Origin of the sequence: Burkholderia sp. IT-111MI5, assembly GCF_949752865.1 — a bacterium.
GTDB lineage: Bacteria > Pseudomonadota > Gammaproteobacteria > Burkholderiales > Burkholderiaceae > Burkholderia > Burkholderia pyrrocinia_C.
Map to the genome: position 1 here is coordinate 991,508 of NZ_CATKIF010000011.1, position 25,528 is coordinate 1,017,035.

27 protein-coding genes are annotated in these 25,528 nt (G+C 68.6%); 16 read left to right on the forward strand and 11 right to left on the reverse strand.

Annotated features, from left to right (window positions below; genetic code table 11):
• The first annotated feature begins 80 nt into the window (after positions 1 to 80).
• A complete protein-coding gene (locus tag ACM6JT_RS12685; protein WP_034185184.1) occupies positions 81 to 500 on the forward strand; it encodes an organic hydroperoxide resistance protein in 420 nt (139 codons plus the stop codon).
• A gap of 108 nt (positions 501 to 608) precedes the next feature.
• On the opposite strand, the gene ACM6JT_RS12690 is transcribed toward ACM6JT_RS12685, so the two are convergent.
• Both ACM6JT_RS12690 and ACM6JT_RS12695 read right to left on the reverse strand, forming a co-directional pair.
• On the reverse strand, positions 609 to 785 hold the full coding sequence (locus ACM6JT_RS12690) for a DUF3563 family protein (RefSeq protein ID WP_065502568.1): 177 nt from the start codon (positions 783 to 785) through the stop codon (positions 609 to 611).
• A gap of 81 nt (positions 786 to 866) precedes the next feature.
• Positions 867 to 1,976 (reverse strand): PHB depolymerase family esterase, encoded by a 1,110-nt coding sequence (locus tag ACM6JT_RS12695; RefSeq protein ID WP_105393497.1) that lies wholly within the window; start codon positions 1,974 to 1,976, stop codon positions 867 to 869.
• A 259-nt stretch (positions 1,977 to 2,235) separates the two neighbouring features.
• On the opposite strand from ACM6JT_RS12695, the gene ACM6JT_RS12700 reads away from it, so the two are divergent.
• The 4 genes from ACM6JT_RS12700 to ACM6JT_RS12715 all read left to right on the forward strand — a co-directional run bounded on the left by ACM6JT_RS12700 (position 2,236) and on the right by ACM6JT_RS12715 (position 5,322).
• Positions 2,236 to 2,934: a phosphoesterase gene (locus tag ACM6JT_RS12700; protein WP_414856574.1), complete on the forward strand. Its 699-nt coding sequence runs from the start codon at positions 2,236 to 2,238 to the stop codon at positions 2,932 to 2,934.
• A gap of 136 nt (positions 2,935 to 3,070) precedes the next feature.
• The gene (modA, locus tag ACM6JT_RS12705; RefSeq protein ID WP_034185181.1) at positions 3,071 to 3,868 is read left to right on the forward strand and encodes a molybdate ABC transporter substrate-binding protein; all 798 of its coding nucleotides are present in this window, start codon (positions 3,071 to 3,073) and stop codon (positions 3,866 to 3,868) included.
• A 10-nt stretch (positions 3,869 to 3,878) separates the two neighbouring features.
• Complete coding sequence (gene modB, locus ACM6JT_RS12710) at positions 3,879 to 4,556, forward strand: molybdate ABC transporter permease subunit (protein WP_072439394.1); 678 nt, start codon at positions 3,879 to 3,881, stop codon at positions 4,554 to 4,556.
• 64 nt (positions 4,557 to 4,620) lie between these two features.
• On the forward strand, positions 4,621 to 5,322 hold the full coding sequence (locus ACM6JT_RS12715) for a sulfate/molybdate ABC transporter ATP-binding protein (protein WP_131946463.1): 702 nt from the start codon (positions 4,621 to 4,623) through the stop codon (positions 5,320 to 5,322).
• Positions 5,323 to 5,502: 180 nt separating this feature from the next.
• Here the strand turns inward: ACM6JT_RS12715 and ACM6JT_RS12720 are convergent, their stop codons facing one another.
• The 3 genes from ACM6JT_RS12720 to ACM6JT_RS12730 all read right to left on the reverse strand — a co-directional run bounded on the left by ACM6JT_RS12720 (position 5,503) and on the right by ACM6JT_RS12730 (position 8,541).
• A complete protein-coding gene (locus ACM6JT_RS12720; protein WP_414856575.1) occupies positions 5,503 to 6,339 on the reverse strand; it encodes a TOBE domain-containing protein in 837 nt (278 codons plus the stop codon).
• A gap of 48 nt (positions 6,340 to 6,387) precedes the next feature.
• Entirely contained in the window at positions 6,388 to 8,031 is a 1,644-nt protein-coding gene (locus ACM6JT_RS12725; protein WP_414856576.1) for a CHAD domain-containing protein, read from the reverse strand.
• Between the two features lie 126 nt (positions 8,032 to 8,157).
• Positions 8,158 to 8,541, reverse strand: coding sequence for a tautomerase family protein (locus tag ACM6JT_RS12730; protein WP_105393494.1), 384 nt, complete (start codon positions 8,539 to 8,541; stop codon positions 8,158 to 8,160).
• Positions 8,542 to 8,650: 109 nt separating this feature from the next.
• Here ACM6JT_RS12730 and ACM6JT_RS12735 point away from each other — a divergent pair, with 109 nt between their 5' ends.
• The 5 genes from ACM6JT_RS12735 to ACM6JT_RS12755 all read left to right on the forward strand — a co-directional run bounded on the left by ACM6JT_RS12735 (position 8,651) and on the right by ACM6JT_RS12755 (position 13,352).
• A complete protein-coding gene (locus ACM6JT_RS12735; protein ID WP_034185176.1) occupies positions 8,651 to 9,508 on the forward strand; it encodes a LysR family transcriptional regulator in 858 nt (285 codons plus the stop codon).
• Between the two features lie 40 nt (positions 9,509 to 9,548).
• Positions 9,549 to 10,472, forward strand: coding sequence for a DMT family transporter (locus ACM6JT_RS12740; RefSeq protein ID WP_414856577.1), 924 nt, complete (start codon positions 9,549 to 9,551; stop codon positions 10,470 to 10,472).
• 67 nt (positions 10,473 to 10,539) lie between these two features.
• The gene (locus ACM6JT_RS12745; RefSeq protein WP_414856578.1) at positions 10,540 to 11,319 is read left to right on the forward strand and encodes a sensor histidine kinase; all 780 of its coding nucleotides are present in this window, start codon (positions 10,540 to 10,542) and stop codon (positions 11,317 to 11,319) included.
• A 76-nt stretch (positions 11,320 to 11,395) separates the two neighbouring features.
• Entirely contained in the window at positions 11,396 to 12,739 is a 1,344-nt protein-coding gene (locus tag ACM6JT_RS12750) for a hemolysin family protein (RefSeq protein ID WP_105392296.1), read from the forward strand.
• Between the two features lie 28 nt (positions 12,740 to 12,767).
• Positions 12,768 to 13,352 carry a thiamine phosphate synthase gene (locus ACM6JT_RS12755; protein ID WP_414856579.1) on the forward strand — a complete coding sequence of 195 codons (585 nt, stop codon included), beginning with the start codon at positions 12,768 to 12,770 and terminating at the stop codon, positions 13,350 to 13,352.
• 87 nt (positions 13,353 to 13,439) lie between these two features.
• Here ACM6JT_RS12755 and ACM6JT_RS12760 read toward each other — a convergent pair whose 3' ends face one another.
• Positions 13,440 to 15,092, reverse strand: a complete 1,653-nt coding sequence (locus tag ACM6JT_RS12760; RefSeq protein ID WP_217589975.1) for a DUF3459 domain-containing protein — start codon at positions 15,090 to 15,092, stop codon at positions 13,440 to 13,442.
• Positions 15,093 to 15,395: 303 nt separating this feature from the next.
• Between ACM6JT_RS12760 and ACM6JT_RS12765 the strand changes: the two genes are divergently transcribed.
• Entirely contained in the window at positions 15,396 to 16,103 is a 708-nt protein-coding gene (locus ACM6JT_RS12765) for a class I SAM-dependent methyltransferase (protein ID WP_414856580.1), read from the forward strand.
• 93 nt (positions 16,104 to 16,196) lie between these two features.
• The gene (locus ACM6JT_RS12770) at positions 16,197 to 16,865 is read left to right on the forward strand and encodes a glutathione S-transferase (protein WP_175746377.1); all 669 of its coding nucleotides are present in this window, start codon (positions 16,197 to 16,199) and stop codon (positions 16,863 to 16,865) included.
• Between the two features lie 6 nt (positions 16,866 to 16,871).
• Here ACM6JT_RS12770 and ACM6JT_RS12775 read toward each other — a convergent pair whose 3' ends face one another.
• Positions 16,872 to 17,525, reverse strand: a complete 654-nt coding sequence (locus ACM6JT_RS12775) for a DUF1345 domain-containing protein (RefSeq protein WP_034185170.1) — start codon at positions 17,523 to 17,525, stop codon at positions 16,872 to 16,874.
• Between the two features lie 139 nt (positions 17,526 to 17,664).
• On the opposite strand from ACM6JT_RS12775, the gene ACM6JT_RS12780 reads away from it, so the two are divergent.
• Positions 17,665 to 18,396 carry a metallophosphoesterase gene (locus ACM6JT_RS12780; RefSeq protein ID WP_034185169.1) on the forward strand — a complete coding sequence of 244 codons (732 nt, stop codon included), beginning with the start codon at positions 17,665 to 17,667 and terminating at the stop codon, positions 18,394 to 18,396.
• Positions 18,397 to 18,438: 42 nt separating this feature from the next.
• On the opposite strand, the gene ACM6JT_RS12785 is transcribed toward ACM6JT_RS12780, so the two are convergent.
• Positions 18,439 to 19,134 (reverse strand): RES family NAD+ phosphorylase, encoded by a 696-nt coding sequence (locus ACM6JT_RS12785; RefSeq protein WP_407972623.1) that lies wholly within the window; start codon positions 19,132 to 19,134, stop codon positions 18,439 to 18,441.
• Positions 19,135 to 19,136: 2 nt separating this feature from the next.
• Entirely contained in the window at positions 19,137 to 19,556 is a 420-nt protein-coding gene (locus tag ACM6JT_RS12790; RefSeq protein WP_034185167.1) for an MbcA/ParS/Xre antitoxin family protein, read from the reverse strand.
• 233 nt (positions 19,557 to 19,789) lie between these two features.
• Here ACM6JT_RS12790 and ACM6JT_RS12795 point away from each other — a divergent pair, with 233 nt between their 5' ends.
• Positions 19,790 to 20,572, forward strand: coding sequence for an ABC transporter substrate-binding protein (locus ACM6JT_RS12795; RefSeq protein ID WP_034185166.1), 783 nt, complete (start codon positions 19,790 to 19,792; stop codon positions 20,570 to 20,572).
• 915 nt (positions 20,573 to 21,487) lie between these two features.
• On the forward strand, positions 21,488 to 21,694 hold the full coding sequence (locus tag ACM6JT_RS12800; RefSeq protein ID WP_414856581.1) for a hypothetical protein: 207 nt from the start codon (positions 21,488 to 21,490) through the stop codon (positions 21,692 to 21,694).
• A gap of 39 nt (positions 21,695 to 21,733) precedes the next feature.
• Here the strand turns inward: ACM6JT_RS12800 and ACM6JT_RS12805 are convergent, their stop codons facing one another.
• Together ACM6JT_RS12805 and ACM6JT_RS12810 are read right to left on the reverse strand one after the other, a co-directional pair.
• The gene (locus ACM6JT_RS12805) at positions 21,734 to 23,197 is read right to left on the reverse strand and encodes a sigma-54 dependent transcriptional regulator (protein ID WP_034185165.1); all 1,464 of its coding nucleotides are present in this window, start codon (positions 23,195 to 23,197) and stop codon (positions 21,734 to 21,736) included.
• A 470-nt stretch (positions 23,198 to 23,667) separates the two neighbouring features.
• Complete coding sequence (locus tag ACM6JT_RS12810; protein ID WP_034185209.1) at positions 23,668 to 24,585, reverse strand: metal-dependent hydrolase; 918 nt, start codon at positions 24,583 to 24,585, stop codon at positions 23,668 to 23,670.
• Between the two features lie 581 nt (positions 24,586 to 25,166).
• Between ACM6JT_RS12810 and ACM6JT_RS12815 the strand changes: the two genes are divergently transcribed.
• Positions 25,167 to 25,508, forward strand: coding sequence for an FKBP-type peptidyl-prolyl cis-trans isomerase (locus ACM6JT_RS12815; protein ID WP_006479474.1), 342 nt, complete (start codon positions 25,167 to 25,169; stop codon positions 25,506 to 25,508).
• Positions 25,509 to 25,528 lie beyond the last annotated feature (20 nt).

Below are 25,528 nucleotides of genomic sequence, written 5' to 3' on the forward strand. Positions count from 1 at the left end.
TGTTCTATATTTTCTCCGTGGCCGGCGACATTCCATTCGACCGGGCCGCCTTCCCCCCTTTTCCCGACAGGAGCTGCACGATGAACATTCTGTACAAGACGAGCGCCACGAGCACGGGCGGCCGCGACGGCCGCGCGGTATCCGCCGACAACAAGCTGGAAGTGAAGCTGGCCGCGCCGCGCGAACTCGGCGGCACGGGTGCGGAAGGCACGAATCCGGAACAGCTGTTTGCCGCAGGTTACTCGGCGTGCTTCCTGAGCGCGATGAAATTCGTCGCCGGCCAGAACAAGCAGGCGCTGCCGGCCGATACGCAGGTGACGGCGGAAGTGGGCATCGGCCCGAACGACGCAGGCGGCTTCGGGCTCGACATCGAGCTGCGCGTGTCGCTGCCGGGGCTCGACAAGGCCGACGCGCAGGCGCTGGTCGAAAAGGCGCATCACGTGTGCCCGTATTCGAACGCAACGCGCAACAACGTGCCGGTGCGCCTGACGGTCGTCTGACGCGACGCAGGACGACGAATGCAAAAAGGGCGCGTGCGGCATCAAGCCGCACGCGCCCTTTTGCGTGACTCGCCGGAACGGCGGGCCGGCTGGCCCGCCTTGCGCTGCTTAGCGCGCGCCGAACGAATACGGGCGGTTCATCGACGCTTCGCGATCGATCTTGCGCATACGGAATTCGAGATCGTAGATGTCGGTCGCTTCGGACAGGTACGCCTCGGCGCGCTCTTTACGGGCCGTTTCAGCGTTCTTGGTCAGCATCAGGAAGAGGTGGCTCAGCAGGTACATGTTCGATCTCGCAATCCAAAGGTTCTTTGACTAGGGTTTTCCCGAATTATAGGGAAAACCCTAGGCTTTGGCCAGCGTCGATCAGACGATGCGTCGTTCGGTCGCCACAGTGCGCCGATGTGCTTCGAAAAAGGACCAGATCATCGCGCTCGCATCGGGGCCGACGGCCGCATGAAACGGCACGGCTTCGTCGCCGCCGGCCCACGCGTGATCGAGCCCTTTCACATGGCAGAGCCGCACGACCGGTTCGCCGTCGCGGCAGACATCGGTGATCTGTGCGCCCGCGCCGCGCGTCTCGACACGTTCGCCGCCGCGCAGCGCGCCGCGGCTGTCGGCGAGCCCGTTCAGCCGCATGAACTGCACCGTCAACTGGTCGGCGTTCTTCGGCGCGACGACGTGGTCGCCGTCGCCCTGGACGATCAGCGCCGGCATGCCCGGATACCCGCTGGCGTCGACCAGCGCATCGACGGCTGCGGCCGGGTTCTGCCGCACGCCGCGCCGCATCACGTCCATCGCGGTGATGCCGGAGTTCGCCTCGCCGAGCGCGGGGCCCGAGTGCATCGCGACCGCCGCGAAGCGGTCAGGATGGTGCAGTGCAAGAAGCGACGCGAGGCCCGCGCCGGCCGACAGCCCCGCGACGTAGACGCGCGACGCGTCGAAACCGCGTTCGTCGACGAGCGCGTCGACCAGCGACGCAACCGCGTTCGCCTCGCCGCGGCCCGCGCGGTCGGTGTCTTCATACCAGTGCCAGCAGCCGTGCGCGTGCGCGCGCGGCGACTGTTCCGGATACAGCACCGCGAAACCGTGCTTGTCGGCCAGCAGGTTCATCCGCGTGCCCTGCACGAATTCGTCGACGGACTGCTGGCAGCCGTGCAGCATCACGACGAGCGGCATCGCGCCGCGCCGGCGGCCGGGCGGCACGTAGAGGCCATACGCGAGATTCTGGACGAGACGCCCGAGCGCGGGCGCCATCGGATGTTCGCCGCGCGTCCACTCGCCCGCAGCCCACGCGGCCGCGCGCGGCCGCACGCGCGATTCGCGCGGTGGGGACAGTTCGGATACGGCGGGAGAGGCGGCGGCCTCGAGTGCGTCGCGAGTGATGCGCTGCGCATCGCGCGCCGCGCGTTTGGCGGCCGGAGACAGCATGCGTTTCATGCCGCCCAGCCATACCTTGGTCAGACTTTTGGTCATCGATCGGGCTCGCAGTCAGGAAAAATAGGGGCGCCATGAGGACGCCGCAACGGATGCATCGTTCGACTTTGTGCAATGCACCATAACATTGTTTCTGGGATTTTTCCTGCGCGAGGTTAGTTCCCGATGGCGCAAAAAACGGGGCTCGTGCGCACGCGGCGCTATACTGGGGCTTCGCCGCTTGTATCCGTTGTAGTCGTTCTTCCCGGCTCGCGCGTTGATTTAAGCATCCTCCCCGCCTTCGTTCGTCTCCTTCCCGATGTTCGACCTGTCGTCTCACCTGTGGATCATGATCACCGCGTTCGGCGGCGCCGGCCTGACCTTGCCGCTCGCGATCACGATCGCCGTCTGGCTCGCGCTCGGCTACTCGTGGCAGCGTGCGGCTGCGTGGCTCGGCGTGCTCGCAGCCGCGATCGGCGTGGTCGCGCTCACGAAGATCGCGTTCCTAGGCTGGGGCATCGGCATCCGTGCGTGGGATTTCACGGGGTTCAGCGGCCACGCGATGCTGTCGACGTCGGTCTATCCGGTCGCGATCTTCCTGATGTTGATCCGCATGCGCACGCCGGTGCGGATCGCCGGCATCGCGCTCGGGCTCGCGGCCGGCATCGCGGTCGGCGTGTCGCGCGTCGCGCTCGACGCGCATTCGCCGTCCGAATCGATCACCGGCTGCATCGTCGGCGCGATCGCCGCGCTCGCGTTCATCGCCGGCTCGTGGCGCGCGGTGCCGCACCGCTGGTCGGCGCCCGCGGTCATCGTGAGCCTCGCTCTCGTCACCGTCGCGCTGCATGGCATCACGGTGCCTTCGCATCGCTGGGTCACGAAGGTTGCGCTGGAGCTGTCGGGCCACGAGCGCCCGTTCGTCCGCGCGCGCTGGAAGGCCAACCCGAACTACCGCCCCGCGTCGCAACCGTCGTCGCTGCAGCGCACCGAATCGTCGACGCACACGCTGCACGCGTGACGGGCCGCCCGGCCGTCACACCCGCCATTCTTCAGACCTGACCATTTCATGCGCACCGTCGCATGAGCGGTATGCCAAGCGTTATAACCCGCCCTATATTACGATTACGGTTTCCACCCATTCCAACGAATCCGCCATGCGCTCAACCGTCCGTCCGCTTCGCCGCACCCTGCTCCGCCTGCTGCCGATCGCCGCGCTTGCCGCCGCCGGTGTCGCGTTCAGCGCGCCCGCTTCCGCCGACGAACTGGTCGTGTCGGCCGCGGCCAGCCTGACGAACGCGTTCAAGGCCGTCGGCGACGCGTACCAGAAGCAGCATCCCGATACCAAGGTGCTGTTCAACTTCGGCGCGTCGGACGTGCTGATGCAGCAGATCGCCAAGGGTGCGCCGGCCGACGTGTTCGCGTCGGCCGACCAGAAGGCGATGGATCGCGCGGCCGACGAAAAGGTGATCGTGCCCGGCACGCGCCGCGATTTCGCCGCGAACTCGCTCGTGATGATCGTTCCGGCGGACAGCCACGCGGCCGCGCCGACGTCGCTGAACGACCTGACGGCGCCCGGCGTGAAGCGCATCGCGTACGGCGACCCGGCATCGGTGCCGGTCGGCCGCTACACCGAAGGCGCGCTGCGCGCGGCCGGCGTGTGGGATGCCGTCAGCGCGAAGGGCGTGCTGGCCGCCAACGTGCGCCAGAGCCTCGACTACGTCGCACGCGGCGAGGTCGACGCGGGCTTCGTGTTCGGCACCGACGCCGCGATCATGCCCGGCCGCGTGAAGGTCGCGCTGACGGTGCCGACGAAGACGGCCATCACCTATCCGATCGCCGTGGTCAAGGACAGCCGCCACGCCGCGCAGGCGCAGTCGTTCGTCGACTTCGTCTCGTCGCCGCAGGGCCAGGCCGTGCTGTCGACGTTCGGCTTCAAGCCCGCGGGCAAGTGAGCGTATCGCGATGCAAGACGCCTGGGTACCGCTGCTGCTGTCGCTGAAGGTCGCCGGCTGGGCGACCGCGCTCGACATCGTGCTCGGCGTCGCGGCCGCGTTCGTGCTCGCGCGCTGGCGCTCGCCGCTGCGCGACGTCGTCGATTCGCTGCTGACGCTGCCGCTCGTGCTGCCGCCGACGGTGCTCGGCTATTACCTGCTCGTGCTGCTCGGCCGGCGCGGCGTGTTCGGCGCGTGGCTCGACAAGCTCGGCATCGAGCTCGTCTTCACGTGGCAAGGCGCGGTGATCGCATCGATGGTGGTCGCGTTTCCGCTGATCCTGAAGTCGGCGCGTGCCGCGTTCGAGGGCGTCGATCCGCATCTCGAGCGCGCCGCGCGCACGCTCGGGCTCGGCGAAGCCGCGGTGTTCTTCCGCGTGACGCTGCCGCTCGCCACGCGCGGGATCCTCGCGGGTGCGCTGCTCGCGTTCGCGCGCGCGCTCGGCGAATTCGGCGCGACGCTGATGATCGCGGGCAACCTGCCCGGCCGCACGCAGACGCTGTCGGTTGCGATCTACGCGGCCGTGCAGGCCGGCGACGACAACACGGCCAACTTCCTCGTGCTGGTGACGTCGATCACCTGCGTGCTGGTGCTGCTCGCGACCGGCTGGCTCGTGCCGTCGCGCGCCCGGCGGAGCCAGTTGACATGAAGCGCCTGCCTCATTCGTATCGCCTGTCTCGTGCGGCGGCCGGCTTGCTTCGGCGGAGGCCCGCATGAGCCTCGTCGTCGATATCCGCAAGACCTACGCGAACGCCGAGCGCCGTTTCACGCTCGACGTGTCGTTCACGGCGGCGACGCAGCGCGTCGTGCTGTTCGGGCCGTCCGGCGCGGGCAAGAGCATGACGCTGCAGGCGATCGCCGGCCTGCTGTCGCCCGACGCAGGCACGATCACGCTGAACGGCGAGCCGCTGTTCGACGCCGCGCGACGCATCGACGTGCCGACCCGGGAACGGCGCGTCGCATACCTGTTCCAGGATTACGCGCTGTTTCCGCATCTGAACGTGCGCCAGAACATCGCGTTCGGGCTCACGTCGGGGCTGCGCAACCCGCGCGCGAAGACGGTGCCGCCCGAAGTCGCGTACTGGCTGCACGCGTTCGACCTCGAAGCGCTCGCGGGGCAGTATCCGTCGCAACTGTCGGGCGGGCAGAAGCAGCGCGTCGCGCTTGCGCGCGCACTGGTCGCTCAGCCGCGGATCCTGCTGCTCGACGAACCGTTCGCGGCGCTGGACGCCGCGATGCGCCAGCGCATGCGCCGCGAGCTCGCCGAGTTGCAGGCGCGGCTCGACATCCCGATGGTGCTGATCTCGCACGACCCCGACGACGTCGCCGCGTTCGGCGACCAGGTCGTGCAATTGAGCGAAGGACGCGTGCAGGCGGCACCGCCGCACGCCGAGTGGCCGACGCGCGTCGCGTGAGCGCGCGAGGCCGGGACCGTGGCGCTGGCAGCCACGCTGGAGCCTGAGAGAAGCCGCACGCTGCGGCATAAGCTGAAAACGGAAACGAAGCCGGCGCCATGCAGACGACGTCCGGCGCCGGCTTCGCCCCCGTCCGTCACACGATCGCCGCAGCACGCACGCGCTGCCGTGCCTGCACCGTCAGCCCGTCACCGCGAGAATCACGCTCGATGCCTTGAACAGCCCGATCGCCGGCCGGCCGGCGTCGAGCTGCAGCGCATCGACGCTTTCGTTGGTGACGACGGCCGTCAGCGTGCCGCCGCCGTCGAGCGCGAGCGTCACTTCGCTGTTCACCGCGCCCGCCGCGACGGATTCGACGCTGCCGCGCAGCCGGTTCCGCGCGGACACCTTCAGCTCGGGCCCGCCGTCGTCGACCGCCAGCACGACCCACGACGCCTTTACCAGCGCGCAGGCGTCCGCACCTTCCCGCAGGCCGAGCGCATCGACGCTTTCGTGCGTCAGCACGGCGACGATCGGCTGCCCGCCCGGCAGCGTGAGCGTCACTTCGTCGTTGACCGTGCCGCGCACGATCGATGCGACCTTGCCGAACAACTGGTTGCGCGCGCTGGTCTTCATGCCGATCCGGCCGATCAGCGCCCAGTCGACGTCGAACCCGGCAACGGCCGCGCTCGCGGCGTCGATGAAACGGCGATGCTCGCGCTCGATCGTGCGGAACGCGGCGATCAGCGACGTCGCGCGCGGCGTCAGCGTCGTGCCGCCGCCGCCCTTGCCGCCCGTCGACCGCGCGACGAGCGGTTCGCCGGCGAGATTGTTCATCGTGTCGACCGCATCCCACGCGGCCTTGTAGCTGAGGCCGACGGCCTTCGCCGCGCGCGTGATCGAACCGGTGTCGCCGATCGCCGCGAGCAGCGCGATGCGCGTGGCGCCGCCGAGCGTCTGCTCGCCTGCGCGCAGCCACAGCTCGCCGCCCAGTTCGAGCGGCTCGGAAGAAAGGGAAGAATGCGGTGCGTCGGTCATCGGCATGGGTGCGGGAAAGGGGCGACCATTATATTCAGCGCGCGCCGCTCAGCCCGGCTTGCCGTCGAGCTTCGGCGGACGCAGGCTGGCCAGCAGCGTCTCGGCGTCGCGCGCCGCGCGCTGTTCGAGCGCCGCGCCGTAGCCGCGCACGAAACCGAGCTGGTACGGCGGCGCCGTCAGTTGCTCGAGATGTTGCAGCGCAACCATTGTGTCGTTCGATTCGCCGAGCACGGTCTGCACGCGCGCGAGCGTCTTCACCGTCTCGTTGCGCGTGCGGCGCGACGCCAGCGACGCGAAGAATTCGAGTGCATAGCGCAGCCGCTTCGCGTCGATCCGCACCCGGTGGCGCGCAGTCGTATCGAGCGACGTGAGCGACGGCGATGCGTAAAGATGGCCGAACAGCCGCCGCACGCGCTTCGTCGCATGACGCCGCAGCGACGGCGCGTCGTCGTCGGCGGCGGGTGGCAGCGCGAGCGCGCTCAGCCATTCGAGCCAGCCGAGCGTCAGCCGCGCATAGCGGGCCGAATGCAGCGCCTGCCGCAGTTCGACGCGCGCGGCCGTGGACTGCGCACGCGCGGCGTCGAGCGTGCCGTTCCAGTCGGCGCCGCCGCCGTCGGCCGCGATCAGCGCGGGCAGGGTTTCGGTCGAGAACACGTCCCAGTCGCGCACCGTGCCGAGCAGAGCGGCGAGCCAACGCAGGTCGGTGCCGAAAGTGTCCTTCCACTGGCAGTCGGCAAAGCGCGGAAAGAAGCGCATCAGCGTGCGCAGGCGGCGCAGCGCGACGCGCATCTGATGCACGAATTCGGGATCGTCGCGATCGAGCACGCCGCCCTCGTTGCCGAGCCATTGTGCGGCGATGTCGCCGGACAGCGCGAACAGCGCGGCGCGCTGCGTGCGGATGCCGGTCAGGTCGACGAGCCGCGCCTTGACCAGCCCGGCGGCAACCGGCTCGCCCGCACAGGCACGGTCGATCACGCTCGTCAGTTGCACGAATGCGGGCCACGCGCCGCTCAGTTCGCGCGCCGCGGCAAACAGCGCGTGCAGCGCGGCCGTGCGTGCGGCGAAGGTTTCCCAGTCGGGCGCGGCGAGACGCAGCTCGACGTAGCGGCGCGGCGGCTCGCCACCGCCGTGCAGCGTGACGTCGTCGAGCGTCATCTCGACCACGACGCCGCTGTCGTCGGCCCACCGCCCGTGCCGCCGTTCGCTGACGAGGCGCAGCGCCGGCGCTTCGGGCGGCGCGCCGGCGGCGGAGCGCTCGGTGGCGTCCGGCGCGACGCCGTTGACTTCGTCGACTTCGCCCGCCGGCGCATCGGCATCAACTGCGTCGCCCGTTGCGGGTACGGGCAGCGGCATCGCGACGACGATGCCCTCATGCTCCGCGTCGAACAGTTCGCGCTGCGTGACGCCGGGCGCGAACGCTTTCGTGCGGGACGCGACGACCCGCCTGCCATGCGCGTTCGACTCGACCCAGGTCCACCAGCTCGCGCCGGGGCTCGGCTCGGCCTCCTCGACCTGGCACGGCTCGATCGTCACGCGTTCATGGCCGCGCCGCATCCGGACCTGCGGGCAGATCCGCCACGCGCGCACGAGTTCGGCGCCGAAATCGCGCTGCGTGCCGCGGGCACGACTCGCAGCCTTGACCGGCCAGCCTTCCAGCGACAACGACAACACGATTTCCAGCACACGCGACATGGAAGCTCCTGCACATGAAGAATCGCCGGCGCATCGACCGCGCCGGCGTCGCCCGTGAAGCTTCTTCCATAGTACACGCCGTCAAAACGCGCAGGCGACGATCCGGCCCCGTCGCGCTGTCGCAAATCAAACGGCGTATTGCGCGATGCCGTTGCCGAACGACCAGTCCTCCTTCAGCACCTCGACAAGACTGATGAATACGTCCTGTTGCCGCACGCCGGGCTGCTCCGCGAGGTTCTCCGCGATCGTCCGGTACAGCGCCCGCTTCTGCTCGAGCGTGCGCGTGTTGTTCGCGGTGATCTGGATCATCACGAGATCGTCGCTGCGTTCGATGTCGAGATAGTGGCGGCCGAACACGAAGTTCTCGGCCGCATGCTCGGTGACGACCATGAAGATGTCGTCCTCGGGCACGTTGAACGTGTGCATCAGCGCGCGATGCACGCCGTCGACGAGCGCCGCGCGGTATGCGGCCGGTTTGCCTTCGCGCACTGCGATACGGGTGAATGGCATGGTCCTGCTCCTGTCGGTGACGTTGAAGAACGGAAACACAGCGTCAGGTTAGGCTCGCCGAACTATAATGAACAGTCATCAATGAATATTTCATTCATTTTCATTTGAAATGAAAGTACTCGATCTCGATGCCGTACGCGCGTTCGTGCTGGTCGCCGATCTCGCCAGCTTCACGCGCGCCGCCGATGCGCTCGGCACCACGCAATCGGCCGTCAGCCTGAAGCTGAAGCGGCTGGAGGCGCACCTCGGCAAGCCGCTGCTCGCGCGCACGCCGCGCGTCGTCAAGCTGGCCGCCGACGGCGAGAACTTCCTGCCGGCCGCCCGTGCGCTGCTCGACGCGCACGACCACGCGCTCGGTGCGATCTCGGCCGGCACGCACCGCCTGTCGCTCGGCGTCAGCGAGCACGTCGCGGTGCCCGACCTGCCGGCCGTGCTCACGAGCCTACATCGGCAGGATCCGGGACTGTCGCTGGAAATGCATCTCGGGATGTCGGCAGGCCTGCTCGCGCAATACGACGAACGCCGGCTCGACGCGGCGATCGTGCGGCACGAGCCCGGCGAGGACCCACCGCGCGACGACGGCACGCTGCTGTTTGCCGAACCGCTGGCCTGGCTCGCCGCGCCGGACTGGGCGCCCCGTGCTGGCGAGCCGCTGCCGCTAGCGGTGCTGGCCGGCCCGTGTGGTGTGCGGGCCGCCGCACTGCGTGCGCTCGACCATGCGGGGCGGCCGTGGCGCGAGCGCTTCACGGGTGGCGGTGTCGCGGCGGTCACGGCGGCCGCGGCGGCAGGGCTCGCCGTCTGCCCGCTCGCGCGGCGTGTCGCGCCGCGCACGCTGGTCGACGTCGGCGCGAAATTCGGGCTGCCGCCGCTGCCGCAGTCGCAGGTCGTGCTGTATTCGCGCGTGCGCGACGCACGTGCGGCCGCCGCGCTGCGCAGGTTTGCCGACAGCCTTGCAATCTCGGCGTAAGCTGTGGGGTTTCGCCGCCCGCAATCTTCAGAAGAATCCGATGAAGTCCGAAGCCCGCAAGCACCTCCGCGCCAACCTGCTGATGCTCGCCGCCGCCGCGATCTGGGGCTCTGCGTTCGTCGCGCAGCGACTGAGCCTCGACGTGATCGGGCCGTTCCTGTTCACGGGGCTGCGCTTCCTGCTCGGCGCGCTCGTGCTGGTTCCGCTGCTGATGCTGAACGCGGCATCGCGCGCGCAACTCGCGGCGATCCGCCGCGAGCCGGCGCTGCTGCTGCCGGGCCTCGCGCTCGGCGGGCTGCTCGCCGTGTCGATCTCGCTGCAGCAGTTCGGCCTGCAGTACACGCGGGTCGCGAACGCGGGCTTCATCAGCTCGCTGTACGTCGTGATCGTGCCGCTGATGGGCGTGTTCGCACGCCACCGGATCGGCGCAGGCACGTGGTTCGGCGCGCTGCTCGCGGCGATCGGCCTGTATTTCCTCAGCATCGACGAGCACTTTTCGGTGCTCTATGGCGACTGGTTCCAGCTCGCGGGCGCCGTCATCATCGCCGCGCACGTGATGGCGGTCGGCCATCTCGCGAAGCGTCACGATCCGCTCGTGCTCGCGTTCATGCAGTTCGTCGTCTGCGGCGTGGCGTGCCTCGCGGTCGGCCTGGCCGTCGAGCCGGTCAGCGTCGCGATGCTGCGCGGCGCGCTGCCGACGCTGCTGTACGGCGGGCTGCTGTCGGTCGGCGTCGGCTATACGCTGCAGGTCGTCGCGCAGCGCGACGCCGCGCCCGCGCACGCGGCCGTGATCTTCAGCATGGAAGGCGTGTTCGCGGCGGTCGCCGGCTGGGCCGCGCTCAACGAAACGCTGACGCTGCGCGCGCTCGTCGGCTGCGCGCTGATGCTGGCCGGCCTGCTCGCGTGCCAGTTGCTGCCGAACGGCGACGCACGGAAAAAGGACGAAGACGCGCTGCCGGCGTGACACGCACCGTCCCTATAATGACGGTTCGCGTGACTTCCACGCCAACCGCTTCCGACAGGCCTGCTCCGTGACGTCCACTTCCGTCGATCCCGCCGCCGACCTGCTGCGCGAACGCGCAGCGCACTACGCCACCCAGGCGGCGCTGTTCCTGCGCGACCAGGCGCTCTCCACCGCATCGCACGACCTGCGCAGCCCGCTGAACGCGATGCATAGCTGGGCGTACGTGCTCGAGCGCCAGCTCGCCAATGCCGATCCGAACCTGCAGCGCGCGCTTGCGGGCATCCGCACGGGCATCGACCAGCAGGTGACGCTGATCGACGACGTGCTCGATGCGCCGCGCGCGGAAACGCGCACGCTCGCGATCGCGCCGCGGCCGTTCGCGCTGCGTGCGCTGCTCGACGACACGCTCGCGCTCGTCCGTTTTGCGCTCGCCGACGCACGGCAGGTCGCGCTCGACGCAACGCTGCCGGACGACGAACCGTCGCTGTCGGCCGACCGCGAACGCATCGCGCAGGCGCTCTGGACGATGCTGACGGCGGCCGTCGAGGCCAGCGCCGCCGGCAGCCGCGTGACGTTCGCATGCACGCGCGACGGCGCGCAGTTCGTCGCGCGCGCCACCTGCACCGTGAGCGCCGGCGCACTCGCCGATCCTGCACAGCCGCATGCGTTCGAATCGTTCGCGCGACGCGAAATGCTGCGCGAGCGCGACGCGAAGCGAATCGCATGGGCACTCGCGCTGTGCCAGCGCGTCGCGCTCGCGCACGGCGGCACGTTCGCGCATACCGCGTTCGCCGACGGCACAACCGCCACCATCACGCTCGCCATCCCCCGCGAGGCGCCGGTGTAAGCAATCGGCCGTCCATAACATTACAAATTCCTTGCCGGCCCTATACTGATGGGCCTGTCATAACCGGAGCGATTCTTTGTTACAGATCTTCGCGCTCATCGGCGCGTTGTTCCTGGTGGCCCTGAACGGGTTCTTCGTTGCGGCCGAATTCGGCCTCGTCAAACTGCGCGCGACGCGCGTCAAGACCCTTGCCCGCAAGCACGGCCTGCGCGGGCGCATCCTCGGCATCGTGCATGGCCGGCTCGATGCGTATCTTTCCGCGTGCCAGCTCGGCATCACGCTCGCGTCGCTCGGCCTCGGCTGGGTCGGCGAACCGGCCTTCGCGGAACTGATCGGCCCGCTGCTCGACCTGATCGGCGTGCAGTCCGAACGCGTCGTGCACCTGATCTCGCTCGTGTTCGCGTTCTCGCTGATCTCGTTCCTGCACATCGTCGTCGGCGAGCTTGCGCCGAAATCGATGGCGATCCGCCAGCCCGAGAAGATCGGCCTGTGGGTCGCGCTGCCGCTCTATGCGTTCTACTGGGCGATGTATCCGGCGATCTGGGTGCTCAACAACAGCGCCAACGCGGTGCTGCGGCTCGCGGGGCTGTCGACCGACCACGGCGGCGACGCGCACTACTCGACCGACGAGCTGAAGCTGATCCTGCGCAGCCGCCGCAGCACGGCCGGCAACGCGGCACAGCCGGCGCGCGGCACGTACAGCAACGACGAGTGGAACACGCTCGCGCATTCGCTCGATTTTTCGTCGATGACCGTGTCGGACCTGATGCGGCCGGCCCATGAAATGATCGGCCTGCGGCGCGACCTGCCGCTGCCCGACAACATGGAGATCGTCGCGCGGCACCGCTTCAGCCGCTATCCGCTGTTCGAGGATGCGTCGCGCGAACAGGTGAGCGGGCTGATCCACTTGAAGGACCTGCTGCTCGCGCGTCACGCGGGCGCGGCGCTCGAAGACCTGTCCGACTACGTGCGCCCCGTGCAGTACGTGAAGCCCGACACCCCGGCGCTCGAACTGTTCCGCCGCTTCCGCAAGGGCGCGCCGCACTTCGCGCTGGTCGGCAACAAGGGCGAGAAGCCGATCGGCTTCCTGACGCTCGACAACCTGCTCGGCGCGCTGGTCGGCCAGATCCACGACGAGTTCCGCCAGGGCGATGCCGACTGGAGCCGCCTCGACGACGGCACGCTGATGGGCAAGGGCAGCCTGCCCGTCGTGTCGCTCGAGCAGGCGCTCGGCATCGACATCGACGAAGGCCGTGCGGAATCGGTCGGCGGCCTCGTGATCCAGGCGCTCAGCGACCTGCCGACCGAAGGGCAGCGCGTGTCGTTCGACCGCTTCGACGTCGTCGTGAAGAAGATGAACGGGCCGCGCATCGTGCTCGTGCGCGTCTATCCGAAGATCGCGAAGGAGGCCGACGAATGACGGCCCCTCGTTGTCGTCGCCGCGCGCGATGAACGCAACGCTGCCGCGCTGCTGCGTGATCACGCCGGAACCGGCGTCCGCGTCGGCGGCCGATTGCGATGCGTTCCTCGACCGGCTGTCGGCCGTGCTCGCGCGCGGCGAGACGCTCGTGCAACTGCGCGTGAAATCGCTCGATGCGGCCGCGTTCGCGCGGCTCGCCGCAGCGGCGCTCGCGCGCTGCGATGCAGCCGGCGCGCACCTGATGCTGAACGGCCCGATCGATGCAGCCGGCGTGATGCGGCTCGACGGCGCCGGCTGGCATCTCGACGGCACCGCGCTGCGCGCCGCCGCGCAGCGGCCGTTGCCGGCCGGACGATGGGTGTCCGCCGCCTGCCACACGCACCACGACCTGCTGCTGGCCGCACGCGCCGGCGCGGACTTCGTCACGCTGTCGCCCGTGTTGCCGACGCTCAGCCACCCCAGTGCGCCGGCGCTCGGCTGGAACCGATTCGACGCGCTGGCCGCGCAGGCCGCGATGCCCGTCTACGCGCTCGGCGGGATGACGCGCGCGCATCTCGACGACGCGCGCCGTCACGGCGCGTACGGCATCGCGGGCATTCGCGGGTTCTGGTAACTCGGGGAGTTCCGGCAGTGCAGCCGCCGGGCGCTGATGCGCCCGGACGTTCGGACAGAGTTATGCGTTCACACGCCCAGGCGCTCGTCAGGCGTTCAGGTTCGGACGCGCCCCGCGCCACGAGCCGTCGTCGATGCGACGCACGTCGTGCGTGAGCGCGTACCGGTTGACGTCACCCGTCAGCCACGCAACGAGCGAGTACGGCGGCAATTCCCCTTCATCGACCCGGTCGCGCGCACGCGCCGGCGTCTCGAACACGACCTGCCCTCTCGGCGCATCGAACGGCACCGCGTCGGGCGACAGATTCAATGCGATCGTCAGCGTCTCGTCGTCGGCGAGCCGCCATGACGCGAGCAGCGCGTCGGCATCGCCGTCGCCGTCCGCCTTCAGCGCATGCGCGTCCTGCGGCCGGCAATCGGACAGCCGCGGCGCGATCAGCTTCGCGCGCACCGCGAGCGCCGACTGCACGAAATGCGCGCGATCGGCGTCGCACGCGGTTTCGTCGAAGATCAGCGGGATTTGCGGCGTGAGCAGCGACAGCGCGAGCCCGGCCAGGCCGGCCTCCTGCCCTCGCTCGCCCTGGCCGCAGTCGCGCCACGCGCCATCGGACAGCACCAGCGACGTCAACGACAGCCCGGTTTCGGCGGCCATGCCTTCTGCCGGCGCAGCCGGCTGAAACGCCGCGCCGGCCGCGGTCAGCGCGCGGGCGAGCGTATGGATCGACTGGTGCGTGGAAATGCCTTCGTGGGCCGATGTGTCGCGCCCCGTCAGCCGGTGCAGCGCGCGTTCGCCGCAACCGTTCCACTGCGCATCGAAATGGGTATCGGCGAGATGCGCCGGATGCCGCTCGCTGCCGAGCACGAGATGGATGAACCGGTCGGCCGGCACGGCCGCGCGCACGCGGTCCGCGATCTCGCGCAGCCACGACACGCCGATCCGGTCGGCCTCGCGCAGGCGCAGCCCGTCGCAACGGTATTCGTCGATCCAGTACAGCGCGTTGTCGCAGAAGAAATCGCAGACGTCCGGATGATCGAGCGCCAGCGGCGGCGCCTGCAGCGGATCGTCGCGGGTATGGAAGAACGGCTCCGTGAAGTGGCGCAGCGCGTCGGTGCCGCTGCCGAAGCGCGCGTAGTCGAGTTCCAGCAGCACCGCGAGGCCGAAGCCGTGAGCGTCGTCGATCAGCGCCTTCAGCGCATCGGGGCCGCCTTCGACGGCAAGCGGCGCGAACGGCAGGCTGTCGTGCGGCGATGCGAGCAGTTCCAGCGCGGTCACGCCGAGGCGCGCGAGCTGCGGCAGGCGGCGGCGCACGCCGGCGAAGCCGCCCACCGCATGCGGGCGAATCGCGTAGAGCGCCATGTCTTCCCACGCGCGCCCGCGCCAGAACGTGTTGCGCCACGTGAACGCGCGCGGATCGACGACCTCGCTCGGGCCGTTGAGCCCTTCGGGTTGCGAGCGCGACGCGGGATCGGGAATCGACACGGCATCGTCGAGGCGATAGCGGTAACGCGCACCCGCGCCGCAATCGGCGAACACTTCGAACCAGTTCGTGCCGGCGGCCGTCATCGGGACGAGCGTCGGGCCGTAGCCGGTATCGAGTTCGAGCTGGACCTGCGTGCTGCCCGGCGCCCACACGCGAAAATGCGTGCGCTGTGTCGTGCCGAGCGCGCCACAGGGCTGCGCGCCAAACGGCAAACAATGAATGTAGTGCTGCGCGTACGGATCGTGCGGACAATCGGACATCATGCGCTCCTCGTGCGTGCCGAGCGGCATGGCCGCGCCACTGGCGCGGCGCATCGGGGCCCGGCATGCGACGGCCAAGCGGGGGGAGAGAATCGAGTATGCGCCGGATTCGCCACCGCGATGCATCATGTTCAGACATTTTTAAATGCGAATCGACCCCTGGAAAATCGGCAGTCCACGCTTGCCGAATCGGGTAGTCGGCATACCGGAATGACCGCTCGCCTTGTTGCGTCGACCACGCACGCTTACGCTCTGCGCGATGCTCGCGGACACGTCGTCCGCGCCCGACCCGAGGAACCCGCCATGTCGCTTCCCGCCAGCGCCGCGAAATTCGATCCGGCACGCGCACACGAATACGCCGAGCAATCGCGCATCGCGCTCGCCGGCTACGATGCCTGCCACGAACTGACCGCATGCATGCTCGCGTCGGCGATCGGCGTGCCCGATGCGCGGATACTCGTCGCGGGCGCGGGCGGCACGGGGCAGGAAATCTGCGTGGCGGCCGCGCTCGAGCCGGGCTGGCAATTCACGGCCGTCGACCCGTCCGCGCCGATGCTCGCGCTCGCGCGCACGAACGTCGAAACCGCCGGCTGCGGTGCGCGCACGACATTCGTCGAGGACAACGTCGATGCGCTGCCCGGCGCCCCCGCGTTCGACGGCGCAACGCTGATCGGCGTGCTGCATCACGTCCCGGGCGACGCTGCGAAGGCGGCGCTGCTGCACGCAATCGCACGACGCCTGAAGCCAGGCGCGCCGCTCGTGCTCGCCGGCAATCATCGCCGCTACGCGGACCACCCTCGCCTGCTCGACGCGTGGCAGCAACGCTGGCGCATGAAGGGCGCCACGCCCGACGCCGTGCGCGCGCAACTCGCGAAGATCCTGCAGGGCGCCGATCCGCCCGCATCCGAGGAAGCCGTGTTCGGCCTGCTGCGCGACGCGGGCTTCGATGCGCCGCTGCGTTTTTTCGCGAGCCTGTTCTGGGGTGCGTGGATCGCGGTGCGGCGCGCATAACGGCTTGAAGCGGTTCGAAACGACGGGCGACGCGGCGCGTACTCGCCGCGCGCGCTGGGTATGATGTCGTTCCCGCCCCCTTCCGGCCTCGACATGCTCACCGTCCATCACCTGAACAACTCGCGCTCGCAGCGCGTGCTCTGGCTGCTCGAAGAACTGGATGTGCCGTACGAGATCCTGCGCTACGAGCGCGATCCGAAAACGATGCTCGCGCCGCCCGCGCTGCGCGCGATCCATCCGCTCGGCAAGTCGCCCGTCGTCACCGACGACAGCCGCACGTTCGCCGAATCGGGCGCGATCATCGAGTACCTGGTCGAACGCTACGGCAACGGGCGCCTCGCGCCGCCGCCCGGCACGCCCGAGCGGCACGACTTCAGGTACTGGCTCCACTACGCGGAAGGGTCGGCGATGCCGCCGCTGCTGCTCAAGCTCGTCGCGCTGCGGATCGCGCATGCGCCGATGCCGTTCTTCGCACGGCCGATCGCGCGCAAGATCGCCGCCACGCTGCAGTCGGGCTTCGTCGATCCGCAGATCGCGCTGCATCTCGGCCATATCGACGGCGCGCTGAATCGCACCGGCTGGTTCGTCGGCGACGGCTTCAGCGCGGCCGACATCCAGATGAGCTTTCCGCTCGAAGCCGCGACCGCGCGCGGCGGCGGCAGCCGGTATCCCGCGATCGCGCGCTTTCTCGACACGATCCACGCGCGGCCGGCGTACCGGCGGGCACTGGAACGCGGCGGTCCGTACGACCTGCTCAAGTAACCGGCGTCAACTCAGCAACCCCGCCGCGACGTTGATCGACAGCCCGAGCACGGCCATGTTGAAGTAGAACGACAGGATCGACTGCGCGAGCACCGCGCGCCGCGCGGAGCGGTTCGCCAGCGATATGTCGGCGGTCTGCGACGCGACCGCGAGCGTGAACGCGAAATACAGGAAATCCCAGTAATCGGGTTCGGGGTTCCGGTCCGGGAAGCGCAGCGCGCGGTCGCTGCTCGGCGAGCCGTAATAGAGCCGCGCATAGTGCAGCGTGAAGATCGTCGGAATCAGGAACCACGCGCCGAACAGCGTCGCGCCCGTGATCGCGTAATGGCTGAGCCCCGCGCGGAAGCCGACGCTCTTGGCGGTCGCGAGCTCGATCGCGATCGCGGCCACGCTCGCGACGGTCGCGAGGCACACGACGGTCAGCACGGTCGTCGCGTTTTCGTCCTCGCGGATCGCGACTTCGCGCACCTTGTGATGATGCGCGGTGACCATGCGCACCCACATCAGCACGAGATACAGCCAGACCGCGCAATCCCAGCCGATCAGCGTACGTGCGGTCAGACGCAGCGGAAACGGCAGCAGCACCGCGCACAGCAAGCCCGCGACGAACGCCGCGACCATGCGCGGCCGGTTGCGTAATACCTGCGGATAAAACGTCATCGTGAAATTCCGAAAGCGGATGGAAAGGGTTCGAACGGTACGCGGGGCGGCCCGCTGCGTCGCGCCGGCGGCTACCGCGCCCCGATTATCGCCATTCCATCGCGACGTGGCGACGGGCACGAGCGCCTAAGATACTGGGATGACTGCCACCGCCTCCCTCTGCCGCCACCCCGCGAACACGGCCGGCCGCGACTTCGTCGTCGGCGACCTGCACGGCTGCGTGGACGTGCTGCGCGCGCTGCTGCACGACATCCGCTTCGATCCGGCCCGCGACCGCCTGTTCTCGGTCGGCGATCTCGTCGACCGCGGCCCCGCGTCCGAAACCGCGCTCGACCTGCTCGACCGCCCGTGGTGCCACGTCGTGCGCGGCAATCACGAGGAAGTGCTGAGCCTCGTGTCGCACGGCAAGCTGTCGCCCGACGCGTGGCGCGGGATCGGCGGCGACTGGGGCGCCGACCTGCCGCCGGAACGGCTGCACGCGCATGCGGCACGCGTCGACGCGCTGCCGCTGGTGCGCGTGATCGGCGACGGCCCCGAGCGCTTCAACGTGCTGCATGCGGAATTTTTCGGGTCGGACGCCGACCTCGATACGGGCAGCTATTCGCACGACGTGCGCGAACGGCTGATCTGGGGCCGCGATCTGGTCCAGGGGCTCGCCGATCCGGCGCGGCAGGCCGGACTGTCGCTGACCTGCACCGGGCACACGCCCGTGCGCGCGCCGCAGCGGATCGGCGCGCAGTGGTTCATCGACACCGGCGCGTTCGCGCCTTCCGGGCGGCTCACGCTCGCCGAGCCGCGCACCGGCAGCACGTGGTCGATGACGCAGGCCGAGGCGCGCGAACGCCACGCGGGCGACTGGCCGCTGCCTTAGTCCCCTCGCGCCTTCACTCCCGCAACAGCCCGCGAGCGAACGTTAGCCGACCTGGTTCAGTTCGAACACCGCGTCGACGGCCGAGCCGTTCCAGTTGTATTCGAGGTAGGCCGCGTGATGGCAGTCGCGCAGCAGCGCGGTGCGGAATGCAGCCAGACACTCGCCGCCCGGGTCTCGCACCGACGGATAGACGATCCCCGAGCCGCCCGCGTTGCGCACCGCGCGGCCGAGCGCCTGCCCCGCGCTGTAATCGAGCGGATGCAGCAGCGCGGGATCTCGCTGCGGCCACGTGCGCACGTCGACCACGTCGCCCTGCGCGAACACCGTGTAGAGCCGCATCTGCTGGCGCATCGGCGGCTCCTTCGTCGCGGCCAGGAACAGCGCGCCGTGATAGCGCGTTTCGGCGATCGCGGTGTCGCGCGAGCGGGCGCAGTAGAACACGCCGTAGCTGCCGTCGGAAAAGCGGCTGCCCTGCGGATTCAGGTGCGTGAACGCGGCCATGATCGGCCCCCAGCCCAGCCCGTAGCGGCGCTCGGCGGGCGGCACCAGGTCGAGCGTGCCGACTTCGTTGCGAATGCGGTCGTTGGTCAGCGATTCGAGCGCGTACAGCGCGTCGAAATCGTCCGCCGACGCGACGCGGTCGAACAGGTTGATGGCAGGGAAACGGGTGGGGATCACACGATAGGCAGGTGCCCAGTCGACGGCGGTCGTGGGCCATTGTTTTGCTTCGATCGGCATCGTCACGCCCAGCCACCTCGCATCGCGTCGAGATATTGCCGGACGGCGACCAGATCGCCGACGTTGCCGGCCAGCATCCGGTCGAGTGCGCGCTTGCCGCCGAACGGAGCCGCATCGTTGGGCCGCTTGACCCATGCGTCGGCCGCGGCCGGCTGCGGCAGCAGGATCTGCAGCGCCTTGTAGATGCCGAGCAGCAGCGACAGCCGCTCGAGCGTATCGCGCGGCAGCCGCGCCGATTCCGGCGCCGCCTTCCACTTGAAGAACGTCGAACGGCCGGGCGACCCGAGCAGCACGATCTGCTCGTCGATCGTCAGTTCCCAGTCGCGCGCGATGTTGAAAAATGCACGCAGGCCGGCCGCCGACATCTGCGCAAACGAAGCCTGCGGCGGGGCGGAATGCGAATCGTAGGCAGGCTGTGACATGATCGTTAGTCTCGAAATGAATTCACTAACAAGACTAGTCCATTTTCGTATTTTTGCAAGGGTCGACACCCGACGATCGGCCATTTCTTCCGGCAAAACGATATTTTTTGTCCATTCTGGACTCTTATTTTATTTTCTGCGTTAATGGCCATACGGACAGCGCGTGCAGACGCGGTCCTGTCCGCGGAACCGTGTCGCACAGAACCGGAAGCACCACGCCAAGGAAACGCACCATGAAGAGACTGATTGCCGCTGTTTCGATCGCCCTGCTCGCGGTATCCGCAGGCCCCGCCGCTGCGAAGGACTGGACCACGATCCGCTTCGGCACCGACGCCAGCTACGCGCCGTTCGAGTCGAAGGCGCCCGACGGCAAGCTCGTCGGCTTCGACATCGACCTCGGCAACGAGATCTGCGCGCGCCTGAAGGCGAAGTGCGTGTGGCTCGAGAACGATTTCGACGGGATGATTCCGGCGCTGAAGGCGAAGAAGTTCGACGCGGTGCTGTCGTCGATGTCGATCACGCCGCAGCGCGCGGAGCAGATCGGCTTCACGACGAAGATCTACAACCAGCCGACGCGGCTCGTCGTGAAGAAGGGTTCGCCGCTGCTGCCGACGGCCGAATCGCTGAAGGGCAAGTCGATCGGCGTCGAGCAGGGCACGACGCAGGAAAGCTATGCGAAGGCGTACTGGGGCAAGCAAGGCGCGAACGTCGTGTCGTACCAGAACCAGGACGGCGTGTATGCGGACCTGACCTCAGGCCGCCTCGACGCGGCACTCCAGGATGAGGTGCAGGCCGCGATCGGGTTCCTGAAATCGCCGCGCGGCGCGAACTACCAGTTCGTCGGGCCCGAACTCGTCGACGAAAAGGTGCTCGGCATCGGCGCCGGCATCGGGCTGCGCAAGGAAGACACCGACCTGAAGGCGAAGATCGACCGCGCGATCGTCGACATGGTCAAGGACGGCACCTACAAGCGGCTCGCGTCGAAGTACTTCGACTTCGACATCTACGGCGGCTGAAACGGCGTCGCGCGCGTACGGGCGACACTCCCGTCGCGCGCGTCCGACCGCCCCTCCCCTCACCACCCGGGCGGCGACGGCATTGCGCCGATCACCGCCGCATCGAGTTCACCCTCCGTCGCGTGCACTGCGCAACGTGTCGAATCTGATTCGGATTGCAGATCAATTGCACCGGCTCGCGCGAACGATGGATAACGCGACCGGATATCGTGCGAATTCAGTAGCCGAAGATCGGGCGTCGCGATACCGGCGCCCGTGTGCACATGCCCTTCCGAATCGGGTCTGCGTGCAGGAAAGTGCCGACCCGGCGCGGATGACCGGCAATCAGCCGGATCCGCCTCGCACCGGGCGCGGAGAGATGGCCTGTCGATGCATGCCGGCCGGCTGCGAGAGCGACGTTCGACCGGCGATGCCCCGCATCACTGCGATCGCGGCCTGCGAGCCGCGGCGTGTGGCGATCGATCATTTTTCTACCCCGTTTTCAGTCTGATGCTTGTTCCGGCAACCGGACGATGCCGGTGCCCCGACGATCAGGCGACGACGTTCCATGCTCGCCGGAACGCGACTGCTGCGCCGCGCTCCGCCGCCGCATCCCCGCGGACTGCGTCCTGGCCGGTACTGACAGGATTCGCTGCAGAACCGGCCGGACCTCGCGTCGTCGACTTTCGTACGTTCATATTCGCAAGGAGCGGGCCAGCTTCGCGCGAGCCCATCCGCACAAGGGGTTCGGCGCGCGGGACGACGGCCGGAACGGGTGCGGAATACCGGAAGTTGCGAATCTGAAACATGCGGCGCGCGGCATGCGCCGGCCGCGTGGCGGCCTAGCCTTGCGGGATAAGGCTGAACAATCGACATGGAATTTTTACCGGCCGGCACCGTTCCGATCGGCCCGATTCGCCGCGGAAATTCGCCCGGTTGCCGACACGAAATGTTTCATGCGCTTTACATGCGGTCGGCGGCATCGGCGCCGCCGCTCGTGCGCGGGCCGGCCTCGTCGTCACGATGCTGCTCGCGCACGGCACCGCGATGCCCGGGCTTGCGCGCGCATGGAGCGTCGTCGCGGTCGTGCCGTGCATGCCGCCCGTCACGTTCGTGCTGCACCGGCCCTGGACGTATCGCTGAACGCCGACACCGAACCGGGTCACGCGCTTGACGCGCCGCTCAGCCGACGCGCTGATGCCCCGCGTCGCCGGACGGCGCGCCGTCGTGCCCGCCGTTGTTGTCGTGATCGTTCAGCCCGTGCTCGATCATCATCCGGTAGAGCGTCACGCGCGAGATGCCGAGTTCGGCGGCAGCCTTGTTGATCCGGTGATCGTTGCGCAGCAGCGCATTCTCGATCGCGGCGCGCTCGGCGAGCGCCCTCGCCTGTTCGAGCGTCACGGGTTCGGTTTCGCCCGGCGTCTCGAGCCCGAGATCGTGCGGCGTCAGCAAACGACTCTCGGCCATCACGATCGCGCGCCGCACGCGGTTGATCAGCTCGCGCACATTGCCGGGCCACTCGTAGCGGCGCATCGCGTCGAGCGCGGCCGACGTGAAGCCGCTGATCTTGCGGCCGCTGTCGGACTTGAACTTCTGCAGCACGTAATGCGCGAGGATGTCGATGTCCTTGCCGCGCGCGCGCAGCGGCGGCTCGTGGATGCGCAGCACGCACAGGCGGTGATAGAGATCCGCGCGGAAGCGCCCGGCCTCGACCGCGCCGTCGAGATCCACGTGCGTCGCCGAGATGATCCGCACGTCGACTGTGATCGACTCCTGTCCGCCGAGCCGTTCGATCTTCCCTTCCTGCAGGAAGCGCAGCAGGCTCGCCTGGCTCTCGACCGGCATGTCGCCGATCTCATCGAGAAACAGCGTGCCGCCGTTCGCCGATTCGATCCGGCCCGCGCGCCGCTGGTTCGCACCGGTGAACGCGCCGCGCTCATAGCCGAACAGCTCCGACTGCAGCAGGTGATGCGGAATCGCCCCGCAGTTGATCGCGACGAACGGCCCCTTGCCGCGGCCGGAACGCTCGTGAATCGCGAGCGCCGTCAGTTCCTTGCCGGTGCCCGACTCGCCGGAGATGAATACGCTCGCGTCGGTCTTCGCGACCTTGCGGATCGTGCTGAACAGCTGCTGCATCGCCTCGCAGTTGCCGATCATGCCGTGCTCGCCGATCGACGCCGCATAAGCTGCGCCGTCGACGCGGTCGAGCGCGGCCATCCCGCGCGCATGGCCGAGCACATGCGAAATCCATTCGTAGGGCAGCGGCAGCGTCACGTAATCGAAACAATAGCTGCGGATCAGTTCGCGCACGGCGGGACCGATCGTGATGCCGGCCTGCGCGATCGAAATCCAGCCGATCGCAGGCTGGCTCAGGCACGCTTTCAGCGCCGGATAGTCGCGCGACGTGAACCCCGTGAAATCGACCAGCCCGGCGGCGACGTTTACGCCGGACGTCATGTTCTGCGCGGCGCCGGCTGTCTTCGCGACCGCGATCTCCCAGCCGAGCCCGCGCAGTTGCGCAAGCAGCGGCTCGTCGGGCGTACGCATGATCACGAACAGCTTGCGGCCGGCCTCGGGAGCGGTGACGGACACGGGCGTCGTCTCGGGCGCCGCATTCCCGTTTGCGTCGGGTGACCTTGCAACCATCGTTGTTCCCCGCTTGGCGTTGGTATCGTGCGCCGGCTCGCCGACGCATACGACGGACCACGATCGAACTGACATATTGGCCGCATTTCCGTCCGAATAAAATCCCCCTGCGCATGAATCGTGCATGAGGTTGAGGTTGTCATGAACGGTATATCGACGCGGCCGGCCTGCGGCTAGATGGGTGTTATCCCGGTGGCGGGCGCCGCGCAAACCCGGAACGGGCGGGCGCGCTGTGCGCAAAGCCGCGCCGGTGCTGGCGCGCGGCGTTCGCGTACGATGCGGCGCACGCAGAATCGGCACGCCGTCGGGGGTGTGCGCGGCCGGTCGACCGGACAGCCGGATGCCCGCGCAACCGGTTCCGGTTGATTTCGGTTAATCGTCGGAGGAAGCCGGCATGATGCAGGAACGCAACATGCGCGGCCCGACGCCGTTCATGGCAGCGCGACGGCTTGTGTCAGAAACGGATGGTGTCAGCGGCCCGATGCGACCGGCGCCAGCGCGTTCGCGCGGCCGCGGCCGGCCGGCGTGCCGCCGTGTTCGCCGTAGGTGGCGACGAGCGCGTCGACCCGCGCGAGATGGTGATGGTTGTCGTGATCCCACGGATGGAAGCCCGGCCGGAAAAAGCTCAGCCACTCGCCCGCGATGCGCGGGAACAGCCCGCGGCGCGGCCCGTACAGGAACGCGATCGTCCGCAGCATCCCGCGCACGTGATGTCCGGCGCCGCGATCGCGCCACAGCAGCGTCGCGTGCATCAGGAACACGGCCGGCCAGAACGTCAGCGTCGTCAGCAGATATACGCCGATGCGGATCAGGTAACGCCGCAGCCCCGGCTTCATCACGGCATTCCACACGTCGAACGACACGGCCTTGTGCTCGGTTTCCTCGAGCGCGTGCCATATCCACATCTGCCGGTAGCCCTCGACCGAGCCTTCGAGGCGCGTCGGGTCGCGCAGCAGCCATTCGGCGAGCATCGCCGTGTAGTGCTCCGCCGCGACCGTATGCGCGAGCTGCACCGAATGCGGCAGCTTGCGCTTCATGTAGCCGAGCACCGCCCACACGCGCTTGTCGAGCTTGCGCGCGGGCAAGCGGTTCGCCTGCATCAGTTCGTTGTATTCGACGTGCTCGCGTGTATGCATCGCTTCCTGGCCAATGAAGCCGAGCACCTGCTGCTTCAGTACCGGATCGTCGATCCGGTCGCGGTAATTGCGCACCGAGTCCATGAAAAAGCGCTCGCCGGCCGGGAACAGCAGCGACAGCGCGTTGAAGAAATGGGTCACGTGCGACCCGAGGCCATGCCAGTCCTTCGCGCGTTCGACCGGCAGATCGAAGCGCAGGTCGCGGCGCACCGGCATGATCCCGGCTGCGGTAGCGGAAGCGGCTGACTTCATGTTCATCGTTCTCCTGTTCCGGAGCGGCCCGGCGCGTCGTCCGACGCGGCCGGCGCAGGCCCCGGCGGCGCATCGCGCACCGCCAAAATCTTGACATCGACAGATGTAAAGATAGGCCGCCCGCGCCGACGCACGCAAGCCGCGCGGTAGATGCCCGCTTCCAAACAGCACACGGTCGGGAAGGCGGGAAAAACGACGTTCGAACAGCGCTCGGGCGGGCCGCGATTCGAACGCGCACGGCGGCCTGCGAACGAGACGAGGCGGTCGGTGCTGCGACTCGCCATCTGCCCGAACGCCCCGCGCGACGGGCGTTTCGACGTATCCGGCGGCGGCGTGCAGCATATGGAATACCGCCCCGGTAGCACCGATTCATACGCGCGGCGCACTCGCACGGTGCAACCTCGGTCGCGCGGCCCGCGAAAAATTCAAACGCGCGTTCCATTCGCATTTTCGGCGATCGCGGGCGCGGCGCCCCGCAGCCGTCCGCGACACGCGTGCCGGCGGGTGAAAGCCACGTGCGACGGCCCGCTGCGGGCTCGCCTACAATAGCGGTCTTACGCAACCCTCTTTCAGGAGTAGTCATGTCTGTCATCACGACCGAATCGGGCCTCAAATACGAAGACCTGACCGAAGGCACCGGCGCGGAAGCGCAAGCCGGCAAGACCGTCAGCGTCCACTACACGGGCTGGCTGACCGACGGTCAGAAATTCGATTCGAGCAAGGACCGCAACGACCCGTTCGCGTTCGTGCTCGGCGGCGGCATGGTCATCAAGGGCTGGGACGAAGGCGTGCAGGGCATGAAGGTCGGCGGCGTGCGTCGCCTGACGATCCCGCCGCAACTCGGCTACGGCCCGCGCGGTGCAGGCGGCGTGATTCCGCCGAATGCGACGCTCGTGTTCGAAGTCGAACTGCTCGACGTCTGACGACGCACCCGGCCGTTTCC

Excerpts from the sequence above, each read along its gene's own strand:
- ACM6JT_RS12815 (WP_006479474.1), top strand. The coding sequence starts at position 25,167 with ATGTCTGTCATCACGACCGAATCGGGCCTCAAATACGAAGACCTGACC.
- ACM6JT_RS12780 (WP_034185169.1), top strand. The coding sequence starts at position 17,665 with ATGACTGCCACCGCCTCCCTCTGCCGCCACCCCGCGAACACGGCCGGC.
- ACM6JT_RS12775 (WP_034185170.1), bottom strand. The coding sequence starts at position 17,525 with ATGACGTTTTATCCGCAGGTATTACGCAACCGGCCGCGCATGGTCGCG.
- ACM6JT_RS12700 (WP_414856574.1), top strand. The coding sequence starts at position 2,236 with ATGTTCGACCTGTCGTCTCACCTGTGGATCATGATCACCGCGTTCGGC.
- modB (WP_072439394.1), top strand. The coding sequence starts at position 3,879 with ATGCAAGACGCCTGGGTACCGCTGCTGCTGTCGCTGAAGGTCGCCGGC.
- ACM6JT_RS12755 (WP_414856579.1), top strand. The coding sequence starts at position 12,768 with ATGAACGCAACGCTGCCGCGCTGCTGCGTGATCACGCCGGAACCGGCG.
- ACM6JT_RS12795 (WP_034185166.1), top strand. The coding sequence starts at position 19,790 with ATGAAGAGACTGATTGCCGCTGTTTCGATCGCCCTGCTCGCGGTATCC.
- ACM6JT_RS12735 (WP_034185176.1), top strand. The coding sequence starts at position 8,651 with ATGAAAGTACTCGATCTCGATGCCGTACGCGCGTTCGTGCTGGTCGCC.
- ACM6JT_RS12695 (WP_105393497.1), bottom strand. The coding sequence starts at position 1,976 with ATGACCAAAAGTCTGACCAAGGTATGGCTGGGCGGCATGAAACGCATG.
- ACM6JT_RS12725 (WP_414856576.1), bottom strand. The coding sequence starts at position 8,031 with ATGTCGCGTGTGCTGGAAATCGTGTTGTCGTTGTCGCTGGAAGGCTGG.
- ACM6JT_RS12790 (WP_034185167.1), bottom strand. The coding sequence starts at position 19,556 with ATGTCACAGCCTGCCTACGATTCGCATTCCGCCCCGCCGCAGGCTTCG.
- ACM6JT_RS12715 (WP_131946463.1), top strand. The coding sequence starts at position 4,621 with ATGAGCCTCGTCGTCGATATCCGCAAGACCTACGCGAACGCCGAGCGC.
- modA (WP_034185181.1), top strand. The coding sequence starts at position 3,071 with ATGCGCTCAACCGTCCGTCCGCTTCGCCGCACCCTGCTCCGCCTGCTG.
- ACM6JT_RS12785 (WP_407972623.1), bottom strand. The coding sequence starts at position 19,134 with ATGCCGATCGAAGCAAAACAATGGCCCACGACCGCCGTCGACTGGGCA.
- ACM6JT_RS12805 (WP_034185165.1), bottom strand. The coding sequence starts at position 23,197 with ATGGTTGCAAGGTCACCCGACGCAAACGGGAATGCGGCGCCCGAGACG.
- ACM6JT_RS12720 (WP_414856575.1), bottom strand. The coding sequence starts at position 6,339 with ATGACCGACGCACCGCATTCTTCCCTTTCTTCCGAGCCGCTCGAACTG.
- ACM6JT_RS12740 (WP_414856577.1), top strand. The coding sequence starts at position 9,549 with ATGAAGTCCGAAGCCCGCAAGCACCTCCGCGCCAACCTGCTGATGCTC.
- ACM6JT_RS12685 (WP_034185184.1), top strand. The coding sequence starts at position 81 with ATGAACATTCTGTACAAGACGAGCGCCACGAGCACGGGCGGCCGCGAC.
- ACM6JT_RS12810 (WP_034185209.1), bottom strand. The coding sequence starts at position 24,585 with ATGAAGTCAGCCGCTTCCGCTACCGCAGCCGGGATCATGCCGGTGCGC.
- ACM6JT_RS12690 (WP_065502568.1), bottom strand. The coding sequence starts at position 785 with ATGTACCTGCTGAGCCACCTCTTCCTGATGCTGACCAAGAACGCTGAA.
- ACM6JT_RS12730 (WP_105393494.1), bottom strand. The coding sequence starts at position 8,541 with ATGCCATTCACCCGTATCGCAGTGCGCGAAGGCAAACCGGCCGCATAC.
- ACM6JT_RS12760 (WP_217589975.1), bottom strand. The coding sequence starts at position 15,092 with ATGTCCGATTGTCCGCACGATCCGTACGCGCAGCACTACATTCATTGT.
- ACM6JT_RS12765 (WP_414856580.1), top strand. The coding sequence starts at position 15,396 with ATGTCGCTTCCCGCCAGCGCCGCGAAATTCGATCCGGCACGCGCACAC.
- ACM6JT_RS12770 (WP_175746377.1), top strand. The coding sequence starts at position 16,197 with ATGCTCACCGTCCATCACCTGAACAACTCGCGCTCGCAGCGCGTGCTC.